11 protein-coding genes are annotated in these 17434 nt (G+C 50.8%); 2 read left to right on the top strand and 9 right to left on the bottom strand.

Translation table 11 applies throughout. The annotated features are described in order from the left end of the window. Positions 1-3: 3 nt before the first annotated feature. The 9 genes from JW984_04980 to JW984_04940 form a co-directional block, all read right to left on the bottom strand. A complete protein-coding gene (locus JW984_04980) occupies positions 4-1899 on the bottom strand; it encodes a DUF11 domain-containing protein (protein MBN1572535.1) in 1896 nt (631 codons plus the stop codon). Positions 1900-2019: 120 nt separating this feature from the next. Next, the gene (locus JW984_04975; GenBank protein ID MBN1572534.1) at positions 2020-2262 is read right to left on the bottom strand and encodes a hypothetical protein; all 243 of its coding nucleotides are present in this window, start codon (positions 2260-2262) and stop codon (positions 2020-2022) included. A 65-nt stretch (positions 2263-2327) separates the two neighbouring features. After that, entirely contained in the window at positions 2328-4643 is a 2316-nt protein-coding gene (locus JW984_04970; protein MBN1572533.1) for a hypothetical protein, read from the bottom strand. A 790-nt stretch (positions 4644-5433) separates the two neighbouring features. Continuing rightward, a complete protein-coding gene (locus JW984_04965; GenBank protein ID MBN1572532.1) occupies positions 5434-7122 on the bottom strand; it encodes a thiamine pyrophosphate-binding protein in 1689 nt (562 codons plus the stop codon). A 61-nt stretch (positions 7123-7183) separates the two neighbouring features. Beyond that, positions 7184-8662 (bottom strand): MerR family transcriptional regulator, encoded by a 1479-nt coding sequence (locus tag JW984_04960; GenBank protein MBN1572531.1) that lies wholly within the window; start codon positions 8660-8662, stop codon positions 7184-7186. Positions 8663-8902: 240 nt separating this feature from the next. Next, positions 8903-9406, bottom strand: a complete 504-nt coding sequence (locus tag JW984_04955; GenBank protein ID MBN1572530.1) for an HXXEE domain-containing protein — start codon at positions 9404-9406, stop codon at positions 8903-8905. 196 nt (positions 9407-9602) lie between these two features. After that, complete coding sequence (locus JW984_04950) at positions 9603-11057, bottom strand: 4-hydroxyphenylacetate 3-hydroxylase family protein (protein ID MBN1572529.1); 1455 nt, start codon at positions 11055-11057, stop codon at positions 9603-9605. Between the two features lie 203 nt (positions 11058-11260). Continuing rightward, positions 11261-12985 carry a sulfatase-like hydrolase/transferase gene (locus JW984_04945; GenBank protein ID MBN1572528.1) on the bottom strand — a complete coding sequence of 575 codons (1725 nt, stop codon included), beginning with the start codon at positions 12983-12985 and terminating at the stop codon, positions 11261-11263. A 182-nt stretch (positions 12986-13167) separates the two neighbouring features. Continuing rightward, on the bottom strand, positions 13168-14253 hold the full coding sequence (locus tag JW984_04940; protein MBN1572527.1) for an aspartate carbamoyltransferase: 1086 nt from the start codon (positions 14251-14253) through the stop codon (positions 13168-13170). Positions 14254-14634: 381 nt separating this feature from the next. On the opposite strand from JW984_04940, the gene JW984_04935 reads away from it, so the two are divergent. Together JW984_04935 and JW984_04930 are read left to right on the top strand one after the other, a co-directional pair. Then, the gene (locus JW984_04935) at positions 14635-15435 is read left to right on the top strand and encodes an outer membrane lipoprotein-sorting protein (protein ID MBN1572526.1); all 801 of its coding nucleotides are present in this window, start codon (positions 14635-14637) and stop codon (positions 15433-15435) included. 12 nt (positions 15436-15447) lie between these two features. After that, complete coding sequence (locus JW984_04930; GenBank protein ID MBN1572525.1) at positions 15448-17238, top strand: hypothetical protein; 1791 nt, start codon at positions 15448-15450, stop codon at positions 17236-17238. Positions 17239-17434 lie beyond the last annotated feature (196 nt).

The following is a 17434-nucleotide window of genomic DNA, read 5'->3' as shown; positions in this document are numbered from 1 at the left end:
GAATTATTTTTCTTGTTCTGTCGTAAGCTCTATATTTATTACTATGCCCCCGATTTCCTTGCTATATACAAGGGGAATGTTGGCCAGATTATTGACCCCTCTCTTCACCGATATCTTTATCTTCTCTTCCGGAGCCTTGTATTCTTTCTTGAATTCCTTGGTCTCCTTTACCGAGATAGTGTGTCTTCCCTCTTTTACCTTTTCAAACTTGTATTTTCCAAACTTGTTCGATTTACTGGTTTTGGAGTCGTCCAAGACTACGATCACTCCCTCTATCTTCTCCTCTCCCTTATCATATCTTTCATTATCATTATCGTCTATAAAGACCAGGCCGCTCACCACCCCCGATTTGAGGAGAAGCTCCCTCTCTTTTTTCAGCTTCTCGATCATCTCCTTCTTTTTCTTGGCAAGCTCCTCCGCCTCTTTCTTTTTCTTCTCCTCCTCTTTGTCAACCGGCTTTACCGGAGGCGCCGGGGGATTGTATCCTAGGGCGAAGCTTGTCCTCGCCGTACCCCCCCAGAAGACCGAGACTATCTTGCTGGAATCGGAGATCAAGAAGTAGTTTCCCGGGATCTTCCTCTCATCCAAAGCCACCAGGTGGTTTCCGGGCGTCACCTTCTCGAAGAGGAACAGGCCGTCCTTGTCCGTTACTATCTTCGTTCCCCTCTCCATCAAAATAGTTATTCCCGGGATTCCCTCTTCATCCACGTTCTTGATCCCGTTCTTGTTCTTGTCGTAAAATACCCTGCCCTTTATCTTTCCGTAATCCTCAATGGAGTCCCAAGAGATAGATACATCCGCACTGGCCGTGGCAGTCAGATTCACCCCCCTGCCGTCGCGGCCTGAGACCTTTACCCTGTTCGTATTTGCTCCCCTCTTGACGTTCCCCTTTATAACCACTATATATTTCAACGTTACTGAAGAGCCGCCGGACAATTTCCCGATATTCCAAGTGATGTTGTTTGTACCAGATGGATCTTTGTATTTTTTCCCGGAGAGGATCGTGCTTCCCCTGACATACCCGAATCCGTTTGGGAGATCGTCCCTTACGATGACGTTATCTATATCTCCGCCGCCGCTGTTTCTTATTCTCAGGGTATAGGAGACCAAACCTCCAATCTTCGACTTGGATGGATGGGCAGATTTTGAAACCGAGAGCCTTCCAGGCTCGACAACGGGCGGGACACCCACCGCGAGGTCTACGGTCACCTTTGACTCCACGCCTGTCCCTTCCCCCTTCCCGGTAACCGTTATGGTGTAATTGTTATCCTTAATCGTGGAATTGGTTTTTATGACGAGTTTTGCCTTTTTATTCTTTGGATCAATCGTTGAGGGAGTGATCTCGTCTGTGGCCCCCGCAGGAACCCCCGAAACCGTAAGCTTCACCTTGTCGTTGAAGTTGTCTTCAAAGTCTCCCGTTATTTCATAGGCGGCGGTATCCCCGGGAAAGATTGATACGGATGACGGATCGGCATCAAGCACGAATCCGGCCACCCCGTTTATTATCAGCTTGACCTTTGTGCTCCTCTCACCCAGATCATCGTTCGAGCCGGTTATCGTGAGATAGTAGTGGCCCTCGGGCACGCTCGAGCTCGACGAGATCCTAAGCTTCGTCTCTTTGTTTCCGCTGCCGCCATTCTCCGAGACGGGGTTGTCGTCGAAGGTTCCCGTAACACCGGCCGGCAGACCCGAAACGGATAGATATACAGGCCCGCCGAAGCTCCCTTCAAATTTTGTTATAACGGTGTAAAAGGTGTCTTCCCCTGCGTTGATGGTACGCGTTGGCGGAGCGGCTGATACCCCGAAGTCACCGAGATCGGGCTCAACCACAAGCTCCACATACGTAGTGACTTCATTACCACCGCACACCCCCTTGATGCCTATATCGTACCTGCCCACCGCAATGGTGCTGTTGGTGGTAATCGTCAGGGTCGAATGTTTTTCATCCGGATTTTGGTAGGAATATACGCTGCTTGGGACGATCTTTCCCGAGGCCCCCCCGGGAAGTCTACCCGCCAGTCAGAGCTTTACCTCGCCCGTGTATCCCTCGAAGTAGACCGCTATGTCGTATACCGCCGTTTCGCCCGGTTTTATGGTTATCGAATCAGGACTCGCATCTATACGAAGTCCCTGATTGACAACTGCGCTTGCGGTGGTAACATCTCCCAGGATGGGAAGGGAATCGGAGCCAGCTAAAAAGAAAGCGGAGATTAGCAGCAATAATGTTAATAAGGATGTGATGATCTTTCTTAGAGGTCTCATTTTTAGTACCCTTGAATTAAGGAAATACTTCAAATTGTGAAATTGCTTAGATAAGATTATATATATTAGAACTTACCTGTTATTTTCAAATATCCTATATGCGCCTGATAGTCGCTTTCCGGGTCGTAATGATCGTAGAACTCTTGATATTCGTAGCCGAGGGAGAATTTCAGATATTCGCACATCTGATAGCCTACCTCAGTGTACCCGTCGATATCATGGCTGTCCGAGGCGCCGTAGCTCCTCGAGAATTTAAATCCGGATAACCACTCCCAATCTTCTACGAAATTATATTTTGTTCCGAAAAGGACGTTGTCGGTGTTCGATTCTAAGTTGGAGAGGGGATACGTCCTGACCCTGCTCCTCTCGTGGCTGTATTCGAGATAGACCGCCCAAATCCCGCCCTCCGGTGAATAATCGATCCTGATGATCCCCTCGTCTTCAAGGGTCTCATCAGTGGTTGGTTCTGTAGTCTCAACTTCATATTCGAGTTCATAAAGTATGGAAAAAATCAGGTTGGGGGTGATGTCCCATGAAAACTCGGCCTCGGCCAGGTAATTGTTAAACCTTGTTTTAGGATCCTCCTCCATATCATCCTCTATTCCAACCTCAAATCTCAATCTTGTCGTGATGTTCTCCACTGGGTTGTAGGTAACGCTGGTTGAAACGAGATGCTCCCTCGATATACTCCCTCCCGCAACATAATCATCTTCATTGGAAAATTTGTATGTGACATCTGTCACAAACTTCGGCTTCCTGTAAAGCACTCCCAAATAGGTTGTATCCACCCTTCCGGTAAGGCCGTTTCGTTCGGTTCCCGACACCAGGGCCTCGTCCTGCTCCAGATAGATTGTGAGATCGGGCGTGGGCTTTGCATCCAACCTGACCAGAACATAATGGGCGATTTCGCTCTCCTCGGTGTAGGCGTAATCCCTGTAGTTGTCCATAACATATGCCGCCTCCATCTTGACGGGACCGGTAACCTTCGTCTCTCCCAGGGCCCCCTTCATTCCCGCGATAATCCGCATCGTCTCGTTATCGGTGAGCTTAGGCGTGAAATCGTCGGTGGCCCTCAGCCATTCGGCTCCGGCAAAGTAGTTGAATCCCTCAACCGGCGTGTAGCGGTACGACATATATATATCTCTGGTGCTCGTCGTCGGAATCGAGGCGTCGTGAGGGATGTTGTCCTTGATCTCCCTGTAGCCCATCGAAAGGGTGTGATCCTTTGCGATCTCGTATTCCGCGGCTATTCCCCAGGACTCCTCGTCCGTGCCGAGTCCGACGCTGATATCGGGATTGAGGTCGTAAATGTCGCTTCCGGACTTGAAGGAGAATGGATTTGCAAAACTAACCTCATCCACGATTGTCTGCAGGGAGAGACTCGTGTTTCCTAATGTGACGAAATCTTTCTCGACCCTGAAATAGCCGCCCCAGATTTTCAGGTCATCCGTGGGATGCCACATGAAGTTGAGGCGACCTGCGTAGCTGTTGTAATCCTCTATGTCGGGGTAGTTGCTTGCCGCAAACTCCGCCCCAAGCCAGAAGGTATCCTCCACCTTTATGTTCAGATCGGTGCCGTAGACCTGAATCCGGCGGTTCCAGCTTCCAGCAAAAGTATCATCGTTAAAGGGGGCGCTGGTCAGATAGGTAAATCCGAGCTGGGTGTACTCGTTCGGCTTCACCCACAGCCTGCTTCCCGCTATATACCTGTTGAACCCGCCCTCGCTGTCGTCATACTGGTAGCGGACAAGTATATAGACCGGGTTTCCCCGAAAGTCCGTGTCGTCCACGGGATAGGCGAACTTTATCTCGCCGTCCTCGTAGTCGATTTTATAGCTCTTTCCCCTTACCTGTTTCTCGTCCTTTATGATCCGAGACGGGTTGTTTTTATCCCTGACCCTGATTATGACCGTTTCGCTCCCCTCGATCGCCGGGAAATTGGACAGGGTGTACGGTCCAGATGAACCGTCCGCCGCTATCTCCTCTTCTGCCTGCTCTCCCCGGACCACCCCCCCCAGAAGCTCGAAGCCGTAATAATCATCCTCCAGGTGAAGCGTCCCCCCGCGAAACTCCGGCTCGAAGCGTGTGAAGAGGGTGTCCATAAATGCCCCTTCAACGTGGTCTCCGACAGAGAGGAAGTTAAGGTCCTTTTTTGCCTTGAGGTAGAAGCTCAGGTTCGGCTCGTAGTTGTACGTGATATCCCGATAGCGCACGTACCCGTTCAGTTCGTATCCGTGATACATGCCGTCTATCATTATGTCGAGCTGTGTAGAGTTTGAAAATTCGGCGGGAAGCTGGCGATCGCTCTCCTCGAAGCTCTTTCGGTTTCCACCTACGGAGGCGTAATCTTCCCTGAAGATCCCGAGGCCGAGAATCATCAAATCGGTTTCCGTATCTTCATCTTGAATTCTTTTCGATTGGGCCAAGGAGGGAATCAAAAAAAACACTAATGAGAAAAGAAGTATCTTTTGAAGGATTCTGAATTTCATAGGCACCAACTAAAATTCTGTAAGATACTCTACAAAAGTATTATTTATTATGTATAATTTATGCATAAATATAACATAGTGAAGTATTATGTCAAGATATTTAATGCAAAATTTCCCACATTTATCAAAAAAACTAATAAAAATCCTATAAAATGAATAAACTCTCTTTCCAGCTTCAAGATTTCTTAACCACATACCAAATAACGACTTCGAGCGAATCAGAGATGTTTTCATTACGACTTGCCTATTTAGCACATTTTCTCTTTTTGTACAATAAAAATCTCAATATGATATGAAATTAATTTAAAGGATTATCATTACCGCATTTTATAAGCCGATCAAGTCGGAACATTTCTATAATACCCACAGCATTAAAAACCCTCCAAAACGTACATGAATCGTAAATTTTATGGATAAAAGAAACTTTGATTTGCGTCACAAAAAAGAAAAAAGCTGCAGATATGCATAGAATAAGGATAGCGGGGCATTTGACATGACAAACACCACTAAAAAGGAACAAGCCCCGAGATTTTCAGGAATTGCGTTGCAGGGGATCAGCGACTTTCAACCGCTCCTTAGCGGTGCCGCAGGCTTATCGGTCTGGATTTAGCTAAAAAAAAGCGCCGTCCCTTAAGAACGGCGCTCTTGTCATAAAGGCGGTCTATCCACTCAGCCGCAGATGTCACATCATCGTGAAGTGCGGCGTCCTGGCCGTGGTCACGTCGACGAGGGCGGGCCTGTCGCTCTCGAACGCCTCCTTCAGGGCCGGCTCGAGATCTTTAGGCTCTTTTACCTTTATCCCCACACACCCCATCGATTTCGCCGTCGAGGAAAGGTCGACTTCCGGGTATTCGGTGATCAGCTCCTTGTTCTGTCCCATGAAGTCGTTGATGTTTCCCAGAAGCGAGTTGTTCAGAACCACAAGATTTACCGGAAGCTCGTACTGGGAGGCGGTCTCGAGGCAGTGAAGCATCATCATCATGCAGCCGTCGCCTGTGCCGCAGATTACGCGCCTTTTGGGATTTAACATCTGCGCCGCCAGGGCCGCCGGAATTCCCCAGCCCATTCCCGCAACGCCCCCCCCGGCGAAGACCTGCCCAGCCCTCTTTGACTTGAGGAGCTTTTTGAAGAAAATCCTGTTGTTTCCGGTGTCGAGCACGACTATGTCGTCCTCCTTGACCAGTTTGTCCACATCATTAACCACCCTTGCGGGGGATATGGGCGTCTCCTCCGAGGTCAAGAGGTCATGGGCGAAGTAGCCGTTCTCGGACTTAAACTTCTTGACCTCTTCAATCCTCTTTGCAACGTCGATTTTTGCCCCATTTTCCCTTATCTTTTCGACTATCTTGGAGAGGGCGAACCTTGCATCCGAGGTAATACCCACATTGACCGGGTACGTCCAGGCTACGTTCAGCGGCTCAATATCGATCTGAACGATCTTCTGTTTCTCGGGATTTATGAAATCGGTCGCCAGCATCTTTGTGTTTTCGGGGGCGAGACACGTTCCGACGGCCAGAATCACGTCGGCGCCGGCTATCCTCCCGTTTGCCGCCCTCTGGCCGACGATCCCCATCGTCCCAAGGGCGAGGTCATGAGTCTCCGGTATTCCGCTCTTTCCCATATAGCTGGTCGCTACGGGAATTCCCAGCGTCTCGGACAGCTCAAGGAGCTGGTCATAGGCCTTGGCGGCGTGGATCCCCCTGCCTGCTATAATTACGGGGTTTTTCGCCCCGATGAGAATATCTGCGACCTTATCCGCATCTTCATCGGATATGGACGGGGGCGATACGTTGAGGTGGCCTTTGAGGGGAAAGAGCTTCGGCGTCACACTTCCCGGCTCGATCTCTTCGCCGACGGCGTTCCACCTGCATATCACGGCGGTCGGCCCCGGCTTTCCCGTTATCGAGTGCTTCACGGCAAGCCTGACCCCGTGGATAAACTCGCTGGCGTTTGTGGCCACCGTGGTGAACTTCGTCATGGAACGCATGATGGACGGCAGGTCGAAGGCGCCGTAGTCTCCGGTTGCGTTCTGGTAGGGGCCGTGAAGGGAGAGGTTTGCGTAGTCGGAGGTGTCGGTGATGATCAGCATGGGGCTTCCGGCGAGGTACGCCTCCATTATGCCGAAGGCGGCGTTAGAGCCGATCCAGGCCCCCTGCCCCACCACGGCCGCCGGCCTTCCGGTAAGCCTGCCATACATATCGGCCATACATGACGCCGCCCCCTCCTGTCTGGCCAGAACCGACCTTATCTTGTCGCTCCTCTCGAGGATGGAATTGTAGAAAAATATCATGGCGCCCCCGGGCATTCCGAAGACGTGGTCAATCCCCGCTTCTATCAGGGTATCGGCCACAATATCAGTCGATTTAGGCATCAAATATCCTCCTTAAAAAAACGTTGTCTTACATCATAAAGACTCGATCTTGTTATAAACACTACTCTCCCCTCTCGATCATCTCCCTTACCTCCTTGAGCACTCTCTCCGCCACATCTCCGTAATTTCCCTCGCCCCCGCTCTCCCTCAGCCTTTCGAGGGTGGACAACGCCTCATCTAGCCTGCCGTCGGCCGTCTGCATCAGGGCTAGGAAATAGAGCGATTTCAGAGAGAGCTCCTCGAAGGGGGATGATTCCATGCCGTCAAATTCCTTTTTCAGCTCCGCATCCGGCGAGATCAGAGACCAGAGGTCCTTCTCCGCCCGCTCATGGATATTGGACAATTCAGGTATCAGCGAAAGACCCACCCCCCTCAGGTAGGATATGATCAGATCGACCTTCTCGTCTCCCGATTTCCCTATGGAGGCGCTCAGGTGTTTTACAACATCTCTCGTCTCATCGATCATCTGAAGCGGGCCTGATGCACCGGAGGTCTTGAGCAATCCACAAATCCCAAGAAAGGCGGATTTGAGAGATGAAAATCGACTCGGAATATTCACCTCGTTGAATATCGCCTCGGCCTTAGCACCCTCCCCCTCGACAATCGCCGCAAAGCCCCTCAATAGCTTATCGGAGTCTTTCTCGAAGATCAGCGGCAGGTTGTCGCCCCTCTTCGGCGAGTCCATCCCCTCATTCCTGAGCGCTCCTTCAATGACTTTTAATAGAGGTGATTCTACGTCGTGCTGTTTTTTCCTGATAAAAAAACCTCCCCTGTTCTGCGAAGTGAGGGTGAAGTCAAAGGCCTCCCTGATAAGCTCCGGCGCCCTGTTTACCCTGTCTATCATCCTCTTGGTGTTTTCCAAGGTGAGCTTTGTCCTTATCAACGGCATGAACTGAATAAGGGCCCTGTCCCCCCTTATGGTATTTGTAAGAACCTCCTCGATATCTTTCTCCTTTAGCAGTTTGTTCAAAAAGTGGCCCGCCTCCTCTCTCACAATGCCGTTAATATGCCTCTTGAAGATCGACAGCATCTTTACGGAATAGTCAAAGGGTATTCCCGCCTCTTCCCTCTCTTTAACGAGGGATATTATCTGACAGTCTATGAAGTCGTACTCCTTTTTTTCGCCCAAAACCCTCGGGTATATAAACCCTCCTTCCTCCAATGAATCTATCTTCGATATGGGGTATCTCGTCTTTCTTTCTATTTCGCCTCTTGAAACCGCGCTCCCTACGGCCGATTGACCCAAGACCCCGGCCAAGGACTCCCCCAGCATAGTGTCATCCTCGTTTGCCCCTACCTGGTCTATAATCCCCTTGATGACGCTTAACGGGAGGTACTTCTCGGTCTGGAGCCTCTTGATGAGCTTTACTATATCCACACACTCTTGGTCGTAATAGGACATGGTCCTTCCGGTCTTTACCGGCTTGGGCAGGAGTCCCTCTTTCAGGTAGTGTTTAATGGTGGGTATTGACACATCGGCGAGCTTTGCGAGCTGGCTTATCCTGAGTCCCTTGGGCCTCTGCTTCTCTTCGGGTGACATGGTATTTTTCTCCATTGTCTATTTAGAAAGTTATACCTTCTACTTTCCAATAGAGAAATTTAGCACTATACGGATATCATGTCAAGAAAAAACTTGAGGCAGGTTTTGGGGTGTATTCGATGCTTTTCGAGATATGGAGAACAGCTATATACCTACGGCTTCAGTGCAGACAACGATATGCCGCCACAGTCTTTATAGATAATCCCTTTCTACATTCCCAACCTTCTGCCAGACCGCTCCCTAAATGAGGCCTTCCATCGTTTTACCAATGAAAAAGAGGCCCGCAATCGTAACGATTGAGGCTATCAGAAATGGGATAAGTATAATGAGGAGCCTCTTCAATTGGATATACTCCTCTTTTACACCCCTTATCAGGAGATATGTGCATATAGGCAGGTTAAGCAAAACGGCCGACACCGTCCCTGGGGCCAGGGACTTCGTGGCTATCGTTGCCAGCAGGTGGGGGAAGAATACGTTTATGTCGACTACAAGGATCAGGCTGAAAAGGAGATATGCGGGAATGCTCCCCTTCCCCCGTTTTACGGCAAGGTATGTAAACAGATAACCGAGTATTGTTATGACAATAACGGCAAATATAAACTCAAAGGTTCCCACAATGGGATGAAACAGGCCCGCTCTCTCAGACCATCCCGGGAGGTCGGAGACAACCTCCTCCATGTTGTGGACGGTAAAGATCACGGGAAAGAGATATAGGAGCCTTCCAAAAACAGTTTTCTTGAACATATAAGATTACCTTTAATTGTAATTAGAAAGTAGTACCTTCTACTTACAAATTGACCATTTCAATACTATGCAGACACTATGTCAAAGCAATCCTTGATTCCTATTTGGAAGGTAGCTTTGACGCCTAACTGTATAAACAAACAACCTTAATGCAATGGACTTTTCTATTTCCACCAAACGAAGTTAAAATCGTCTTTCAATTATCCCCGGTTACTCCGCATAGCTCCTTTGCCCTTTTCTTCTTCTCTTCCAGGTTCACCCCCCTCGTTATCATGACCCTCTGGGCCTGAGGTGAGCCCGCCCCGTGCATCGACTCGGTGAGATAACCGACCGCGGCAGCCCCCAGGGTGATGTTCTCTATGAGCCTCAATATCCTAATCCTGTTTTCCGTCGATACGTCCGCCTTCGCCCTGAAGTACTTCTCTATCCACTTACCCACCTCTTTAGACCTCAGGTCCGCCTCGGAGGGAAGCGTCACCATAAGACCCCCGGCGATGTCCTGGGCGAGCCTCGCTATCTCGTAGGGAAACCGGGTGACGTTCTGCTTGTGGACGTTGGCGAGAAGAGTGTCCACGAAATATGTTCCCGATGGCTCCCTGTGTCCCTCCGCGGCGCAGGCTATCGCCCCGCAGTAGAGGGTTTCGTTCAGGTGGTTCATCTCCACAATCTTATCCTTTATGTGGGAGGCCTTGTCAGTTCCGTTGTACTCCGCTATCGTCTGGGCGGCGCCTATAAGGACGTCCCCCACGCCCACCTTGCAGGCATAGCTCTGGCGGTGGTACGAGGCGAACCTCTCCACCAGGCTTCCGGTAAACTCGAACTCGCCACTCATGAAGACCCTCTCCCAGGGGACGAAGACGTCGTCGAAGACAACGAGCGCCTCGTGCCCGCCGTATTTGATATTCCCCCGATCTATTAACCCATTCTCCAGCTTCCTGGTGTCGCACGACTGGCGGCCGATTATGTACGTTATCCCCTCCGCGTCGCTGGGAAGGGCGAACGAGACGGCGTAGTCCTCGTCGTCCTCCCTCATCGACATCGTCGGAAGGACTATCACCTCGTGGGAGTTTACGGCGCCCGTCTGGTGTGCCTTGGCCCCCCTGACCACTATCCCGTCCGCTTTCTCCTCAACAACCTTGAGAAACATATCCGGATCGGCCTGCCTGTGGGGGGGAAGACCCCTCTCGCCCTTAGGGTCGGTCATCGCCCCGTCGCATGTGAGGTCGTTTTCCTGAACGTACCCGAGGTACTTCAAAAACCTCTTGTTATACTCGGTTCCCAGCTCCCGGTCTATATCGTACGTCGTCATGGAGAGGGCGTTCAGGGCGTCCATCCCCACGCAGCGCTGGAAGCAGCAGCCGGTGTGGGCGCCCAGAAGCCTTCCCATCTTGCTCTTGTTCACGAGGTCGTCGACGCTCTGGTGGATGTGGCAGAAGCGGTTTATCCTCTCGCCCGTGAGGTGGGATGTCGCGGTCATTACTTCACCGCGCTCCGGGGCTTGGGCAAGCTCGTAGGTGGCGGCAACCGCCTCCATCGAGGGGCGTATAATCGGGTCGTCCACTACGTTCTCTATTCTCTTTCCGAACATGTAGACCACCAGCTTCAGCTTCCTCAAGGACTCCTCGTAGCCTCTTGCGTCCATCATTGCCATAATTAACCTCCTTTATACCGCCCGTTTTAAAACACGTTAAGATCGCCCGCTCTCCCCCTTTTTGTCTCCCCAATTATAAGATACGGTTCACATCGCCCCAAAGCGGCTTCCGTCTTTAGCGCAAAAAACTTGCTTTCCCATATATTCCCCTTTCCCCCCTGACAGTTCGTAGCCGCGCCTTAAAAAGAAGCCTTCAAAAAAGATTATCGCTTCGGACCCCTATTTTGATTTCTCATCGGCGTCGGGAAAGGGCCGATCTTGTCGTCCTTGATCTCCTTCTTTATCAGTCCGTTGAGCTTACCGTTCATCTCGATGACAAGCTCCCTGTTGTCCTCGGGGCTGTGGGCGAGGTTTACGATCTCGTCCGGGTCGCTTGCCGTGTCGTAGATCTCCAGGTCGTTCTTTCTCACGAGGGTCTTGAAATCGGTCGGCGTGTGGAATTCCAGCGGCGAGAAGTAGCGGGCGAACTTGTAGCGGCCGTCAAACATGCCCCTCATGATCCCCCGCTTCGACCAGTCCCGGCTTAAGTCGCCGGGCATCCTCGATCCCGACCTTCTGGCCTCCTTGAGCTTTTGCACCTTCTCGGGGAAGTCGCCGTCGACGCCGTGAAGGGCGCTCCAGAGGACGATCAGTCCTCCCGACCTCTCGGCCCTCCTTCCCGCGCCCGTGGGGCTTTCCATCTGTCCCGTGAGGTCGTAGCCGGGAAGGTCTCCATAGCGACCTTTCAGCTTCTCCTCCGATATCCCGGCTATCGCCATGATTGTGGGGACGAGGTCAACCCCGGAGGCAAGCGCGTCCGTCGAAAAACCCCCGGATACATCCGGGTGACAGATAACCAATGGGACGTTCGTGTTCTCCCTGTATATTGCCGGAAGCTTCTGGCGCAGCCCGTGGGCGCCCGCCATCTCGCCGTGATCCGATGTGAAGATCACGATCGTGTTGTCCGCCTGTCCCGACTCCTCGAGGGCGTCGAGCACCTCCCCTATGCGCCTGTCCACATCGAGAGTGCAGTTGATGTAGTAGTCGATGTAGGCCCGCCATAGGTCGTCCCTCTTTCTCGGTATCTCGCCGTAGACGTAATTCAGCATCTTCAGGTACTCCCTCTGGGCGTTCGGTTTCGTCGAGAGGTCGTCGTTAAAAAAGCTTTTAGGCGGACTCGCGTTCCATACCTTCCTGTAAATGGGATCGTTCGGGGCGGGCGCCGTCTTCTGCTCGTCCCCTTCCGCCTCCTCCTGTACCCTCCCTTCGTAGCCGTCCGTGTCGAAGTGCATTATGTCGTGGGGGTTGATGAAATCGACAGACATGAACCACGGCCTCGTCCTTGCGATCTCCGGCGCCGTCTCCTTAAGCCACCTCGCGGTGTCCCGGGCGGGGATTGAGTCTTTCTCGTAACCGGACTGGTACTGAATCCTGTAGAGGTACGGTTCCTCGATGTTGTTGGCAAAGCCGTAGGGCTCGAGGTCGTATCCCCTTCCCCTCCGGGGCCTGCTCAAGTGCCACTTACCCTTGTGGCCCGTGTAGTATCCAGCATCCCTCAACATGCGGCCGAGGGGGGGGATATCCAGGGACAGGTCCGAGGCGACGGGGCTTATTAGATTTTCGTGTATCTCTGTGTCCGGAACGTGAAGCCCCGTGTACATGGAAGACCGGGACGGGCCGCAGAGGGGAGACGTCACGTGGTAGTTGTTGAACGTGACCCCCCTCTCGGCTATCCTGTCGTGGTTCTTAAACCTCGCGTCCTTTGGAAAGCCGACCCTCCGGCGCTCCTCGTCAACCGTGATCATCAGGATATTTGGCCTCTTCGCCCCGAAGATCAAGGAGGGACTCATGAAGCCGGATGCCGCAGCTGTCCCGGTCGCCGCCGCCCCCTTGATAAATTCCCGGCGGTCTATCCTTTTTAAGAGATTTAATCCCCTTTCACCCTTCATTTTCCCCCTCCTGTAAAAAAGATATTTTGAGAAATCCCTGCAAAGCTGTTACACGAAGGTTTATTGTGAAAAGAATCGCTGAACACTATCTGCGCTAATAAAATCTCCAGGAAAAACCACCATATCGGAACAGAGAAACCTTACGTCAACTTAGACAACACAGAACAAACCAGAGCCACTGGTTACCCCTTAAGCTCATTCGCCTTTTCTTGAAGCGCCTTAACATCGCCGAACCCGAACATGTAGAGGATCAACGCAATCCTTATGATCTTGCCGCGGTATACCGCCTCCCAGTACTTGGCCCTGTGATCGGTGTCTATCTCTATGGGGAGCTCGTCCCGCCTCGGCAGCGGGTGGATAATACAGGAGTCCTCCTTCATCTCCTTAACCTTCTTCATCGAGAGGTGGTACTTCTGGTATTCCCTCCTCACCTTCTCCGAGGTGGCGCTGTACTCGTCCTGTATCCGCATCGAATATATCGCGTCCACATCAGGGAGATACTCGTCGAGGGAGCTTGTGAGCTCGTACTGAATGGAGTTTTCATCGAGGTAGTTGAGGATGTCCTCTTCCATCTGAAGCTCGTCCGGCGCGATGAAGATATGCTTTATCTGAGGATAGAGGGCCAAGAGATAGGAGAGCGACCTTGCGGTTCTCGACCTCTTAAGATCGCCCAGAAATGCTATCTTAAGTTTTTTATTAGGATCGAATATATCAAGATATGAGTAGAGCGTGTAGAGCTCCAACAGCGCCTGGGTGGGGTGCTGATCCGGCCCGCTGCCGCCGTTTATTATCCGTGTGGGCAGATCGCGGCGATAGATCTCAAAGGCGATCTGCTCTATCAGGCTGTAGTCCATCTGGCGCATGACTATCAGATCCGAAAGTTCCGAAAGGGTGATGAGGGTGTCGATCTCCGACTCCCCCTTGTACATGGCCGAGAGCTCTGCGTCCCTTATCTCCTCCACCATCATCCCCAGGGCCTGGGAGGCGAGCGAAAATGAGGTGTAGGTCCTTGTGGAACATTGTGTGAAATAGAGCACACAGGACTTTGTGGAGAGAATTGTCTTCAGATACCTCATAAATCCGACATTTTCCACCGACCCCCTTATAACCTCCCCGAGACTGAAAATATCCTCCAATATCTCTCTGTTCAGCTGTTGAGTGAATATGAAACATTTCATGTAGCCCTCGGGAGTGGCGAGGTACGGCGTCTTCTCCTTGGGAGTCAAGGATGAAAACTCGCTCCAGCTGCTGATTCTTTTACCCTCCATAGTTTTTATTACCTCCGTGAGTTTATTCCCCGAACAGACCCTAATAACATTATCACCATATACAATACTTTACATAATTAGACTATAAAAGTCCACTCCTTGTCAAAAGATATTTTTATCGAAATCACAAGGCCCCCAAAAACCATCGGCCCGCAAGCCGCTTAAACTACCATTGCATATATTTCGGTTCCCAAAAATGGTGATTTCTTTTTGACTTTTTTACGATGTGTGATAACATACTTGAGGGGGCAAATATCCAGATAAATTGGGCCAAATAAACATAGTGAAACGGTCTTTTCTTATATAGTAGACTCCTCAAGCTCATCGGCCCCTCAAGGGCCTTTCAAGGAATCATTGTAAAGAACTATCAAGGAGAATAGCATGAAAAACGGCGGAAAAACTAAAACATATGGGAAGATACCCATATTTGCGTTCACGACAATCTTCTTCCTCATATCCCTTTCTGGTATGGCTTTGGCACTCACAGGAAAGGAGATTATGCAAAACGTCCACGACAGGGACACCGGAAAATCCTCCGCTTCAAAGACGAAGATGGTGATAATAAACGACAAGGGCCAGGAGAGGGTCAGGGAGGTTCAGGCGGTCAGGAAGGATTACGGCGACCTCAGCAAGAGCCTGATCAGATTTCTCGCCCCGGCCGACGTCAAGGGAACCGGCTTTTTAATCTGGGAGAACAAGGACGTAGACGACGACCAGTTCCTCTACATGCCGGCGACGGGAAAGGTAAGAAGGATCACGTCCTCAAGCAAGAGCGAGCGCTTCATGGGGACCGAGTTCACCTACGAGGATATGGAGAACAGGAAGGTGGAAAAGGATGTCCACAAGCTTCTGGGTGAGGAGACAATAGACGGAAACAAGTGCTACAAAGTGGAGAGCGTCCCGAAGGATGGGGAGGAATCACAATACAGCAAATTCATCTCTTGGGTAAGGGCGGACATATGGGTCCCCGTTAAGATAGAGTTCTACGACGAGGAAGGCGCGCTGCTCAAGGTCCTCAAGGTAAAGAAGATCGAAAAGATTCAGAACATCTGGACTACAAAGGACAGCGAGATGCACAATGTACAGACCGATTACAAGACCATTCTTAACATCGAGGACATCCAGTACAACCTCGACATTAAGGACGACTACTTCACCGAGAGATACCTCAAGCAGGGTTAGATTCAGGGTTAGATGTTGGCATTAAAGACAGACAAGGGGAGGGTCGAGCCGATCGTTTGGTCGGCCCTCCTCGTTTTTTTTGTAATTCTCCTATCGTCTCCGATCTTCGCCCAGGACGGAATATTAAGGGAGGGTCCCGATCCATTCAATCCCCCCGTCCACTTTGATGAGACAAAAAAAGAGATAAACCTGATAAAGAAGGAGCACGACCGAAGATTATCTGAGATCTCGGGCAAGATAGAAAGGGTCAAAAGGAGGATAGTGGAATCGGAGGACACGGACGAGAGGGAGCGGCTGATGGGACTTCTCACGTCTCTGGAGGACGAGCGCCTTAAGATTGCCACTAACGCAATTCAAAAGGTGGCCGACTTGAGGGTAAAGGACGCCCAGATGAAGCTCGCGTCCCTTGTAAACGAGTCCCCGGAAGAACATTACACGAAGTTTATTAATCCGTCCCGATTGCTCGCGTCTAAAGGGCTATTCGACGTCTTCGGGGCGGAGCCGGAGTTCGGAGGGTACATAAGGACGAGGTTTGCGGCGGACCTTCAAAAGGACAACGATTTTGAAGACCTCTTCGAGGCACACCCCAAGGCTTACGTCAAGCTGAAATACCCGATCGGGGACAAACTCTCTTTTTTCATCTCGGCCTACGGAAAGCTCGACTACTACACCGGAGGGAGCACCCGCTACGATCACGAGGTGGAGCTGGACGAGGCCTACCTCGACATCTTCTTTGACAAATTCGACATAAGAATAGGAAACCAGATATTCGGCTGGGGGAAGACCGATTCGATAAACCCGACGGACAACCTGAACGCCATGTATCTCAACAACGTCATCACCGGAGATATAGGAGATGAGATAATCCCCACGTTCGCCGTCAAGCTCGACTACTACATGAACAACACGACCTTCGAGCTGATCGTAGTTCCCTTTTTTCAGGAAAACAGGTTCGACCTGATCGGCTCCGATTGGGCCATTTTACGTCACGGCCTCTTTACTAATATCGTAGGGGGATATTTCCCCTACGCCTCGCTCCTGGACGATGAAACCCAAAAGATACTGAATAAGCTGACGCTAAGCCTGTACTCCCCCATACAACCCACGGACAGCCCCGAGAACACCCAGGGTGGACTGAGAATATCCTCTACCTACAAGGGATTCGACTTCTCCCTCTCCTACATCTACGCCTTCGACAAATTCCCTACGCTTCACATATCCGACGATCTCATAGATGCCATAGAAAACGGCACGGTTCAGGGGTACATCGCCGGCCTCTCACCCGGGGAGATTCCGGGCATCATGGAGCTGAAATATAACCGCTACCACATGGCGGGATTCGACTTCGCGTCAAACATAGGGAAGTACGGCCTCCGCGGCGAGGCGGCCCTCTTCTTCAACAGATACACGTACACCGAAAACTTCGAGGCGATAAAGAGGGACTACCTTCTTTACGCATTCGGGATAGACAGGCAGTTCAAGGGGAATTTCTACGTAAATCTCCAGCTTGTTCAAAAGATAATCTTCAATTACGACCACGAGATATTGGAAGACGAGGTCTTGAGCGCCATGACCCTCTTTACCTACAAGAAGTTTTTCAACGAAAAGCTGAATCTGGAGATGAGGGTCCTCTACAACCTCAACGACGGGGATGTCTTCATTACGCCGAAGGCGTCATATAAATACACCGACAACCTTGAATTTACCATCGGAATGAATATATTAGAGGGGGACGACTACACCATCTTCGGGTATTTTTCCAACAATAACCAACTCTTCTTCGAGATAAAATACTACTTTTAGACGCTCCATCAATCCCGCTCTAAGATTGGATTGATCGGAAATGGGCTGTAACGCCGATATTTGGAAATTATGAGGTCATCTTTCATTTATGTAGATGGATAATAAAATCTTGCGGGTTCAACTCTTTAGTGCAACAGGTTGATTAAAGAATACTTCTATAGGCGTCTTAAAATCAAGACACTTTCTTGGCCTGTTA

It is taken from the genome of Candidatus Zymogenus saltonus (assembly GCA_016929395.1).
GTDB classification, from domain to species: domain Bacteria; phylum Desulfobacterota; class Zymogenia; order Zymogenales; family Zymogenaceae; genus Zymogenus; species Zymogenus saltonus.
The sequence above is the reverse complement of the archived record's forward strand: the minus strand, read 5'-3'. Positions and strand labels throughout refer to the sequence as shown.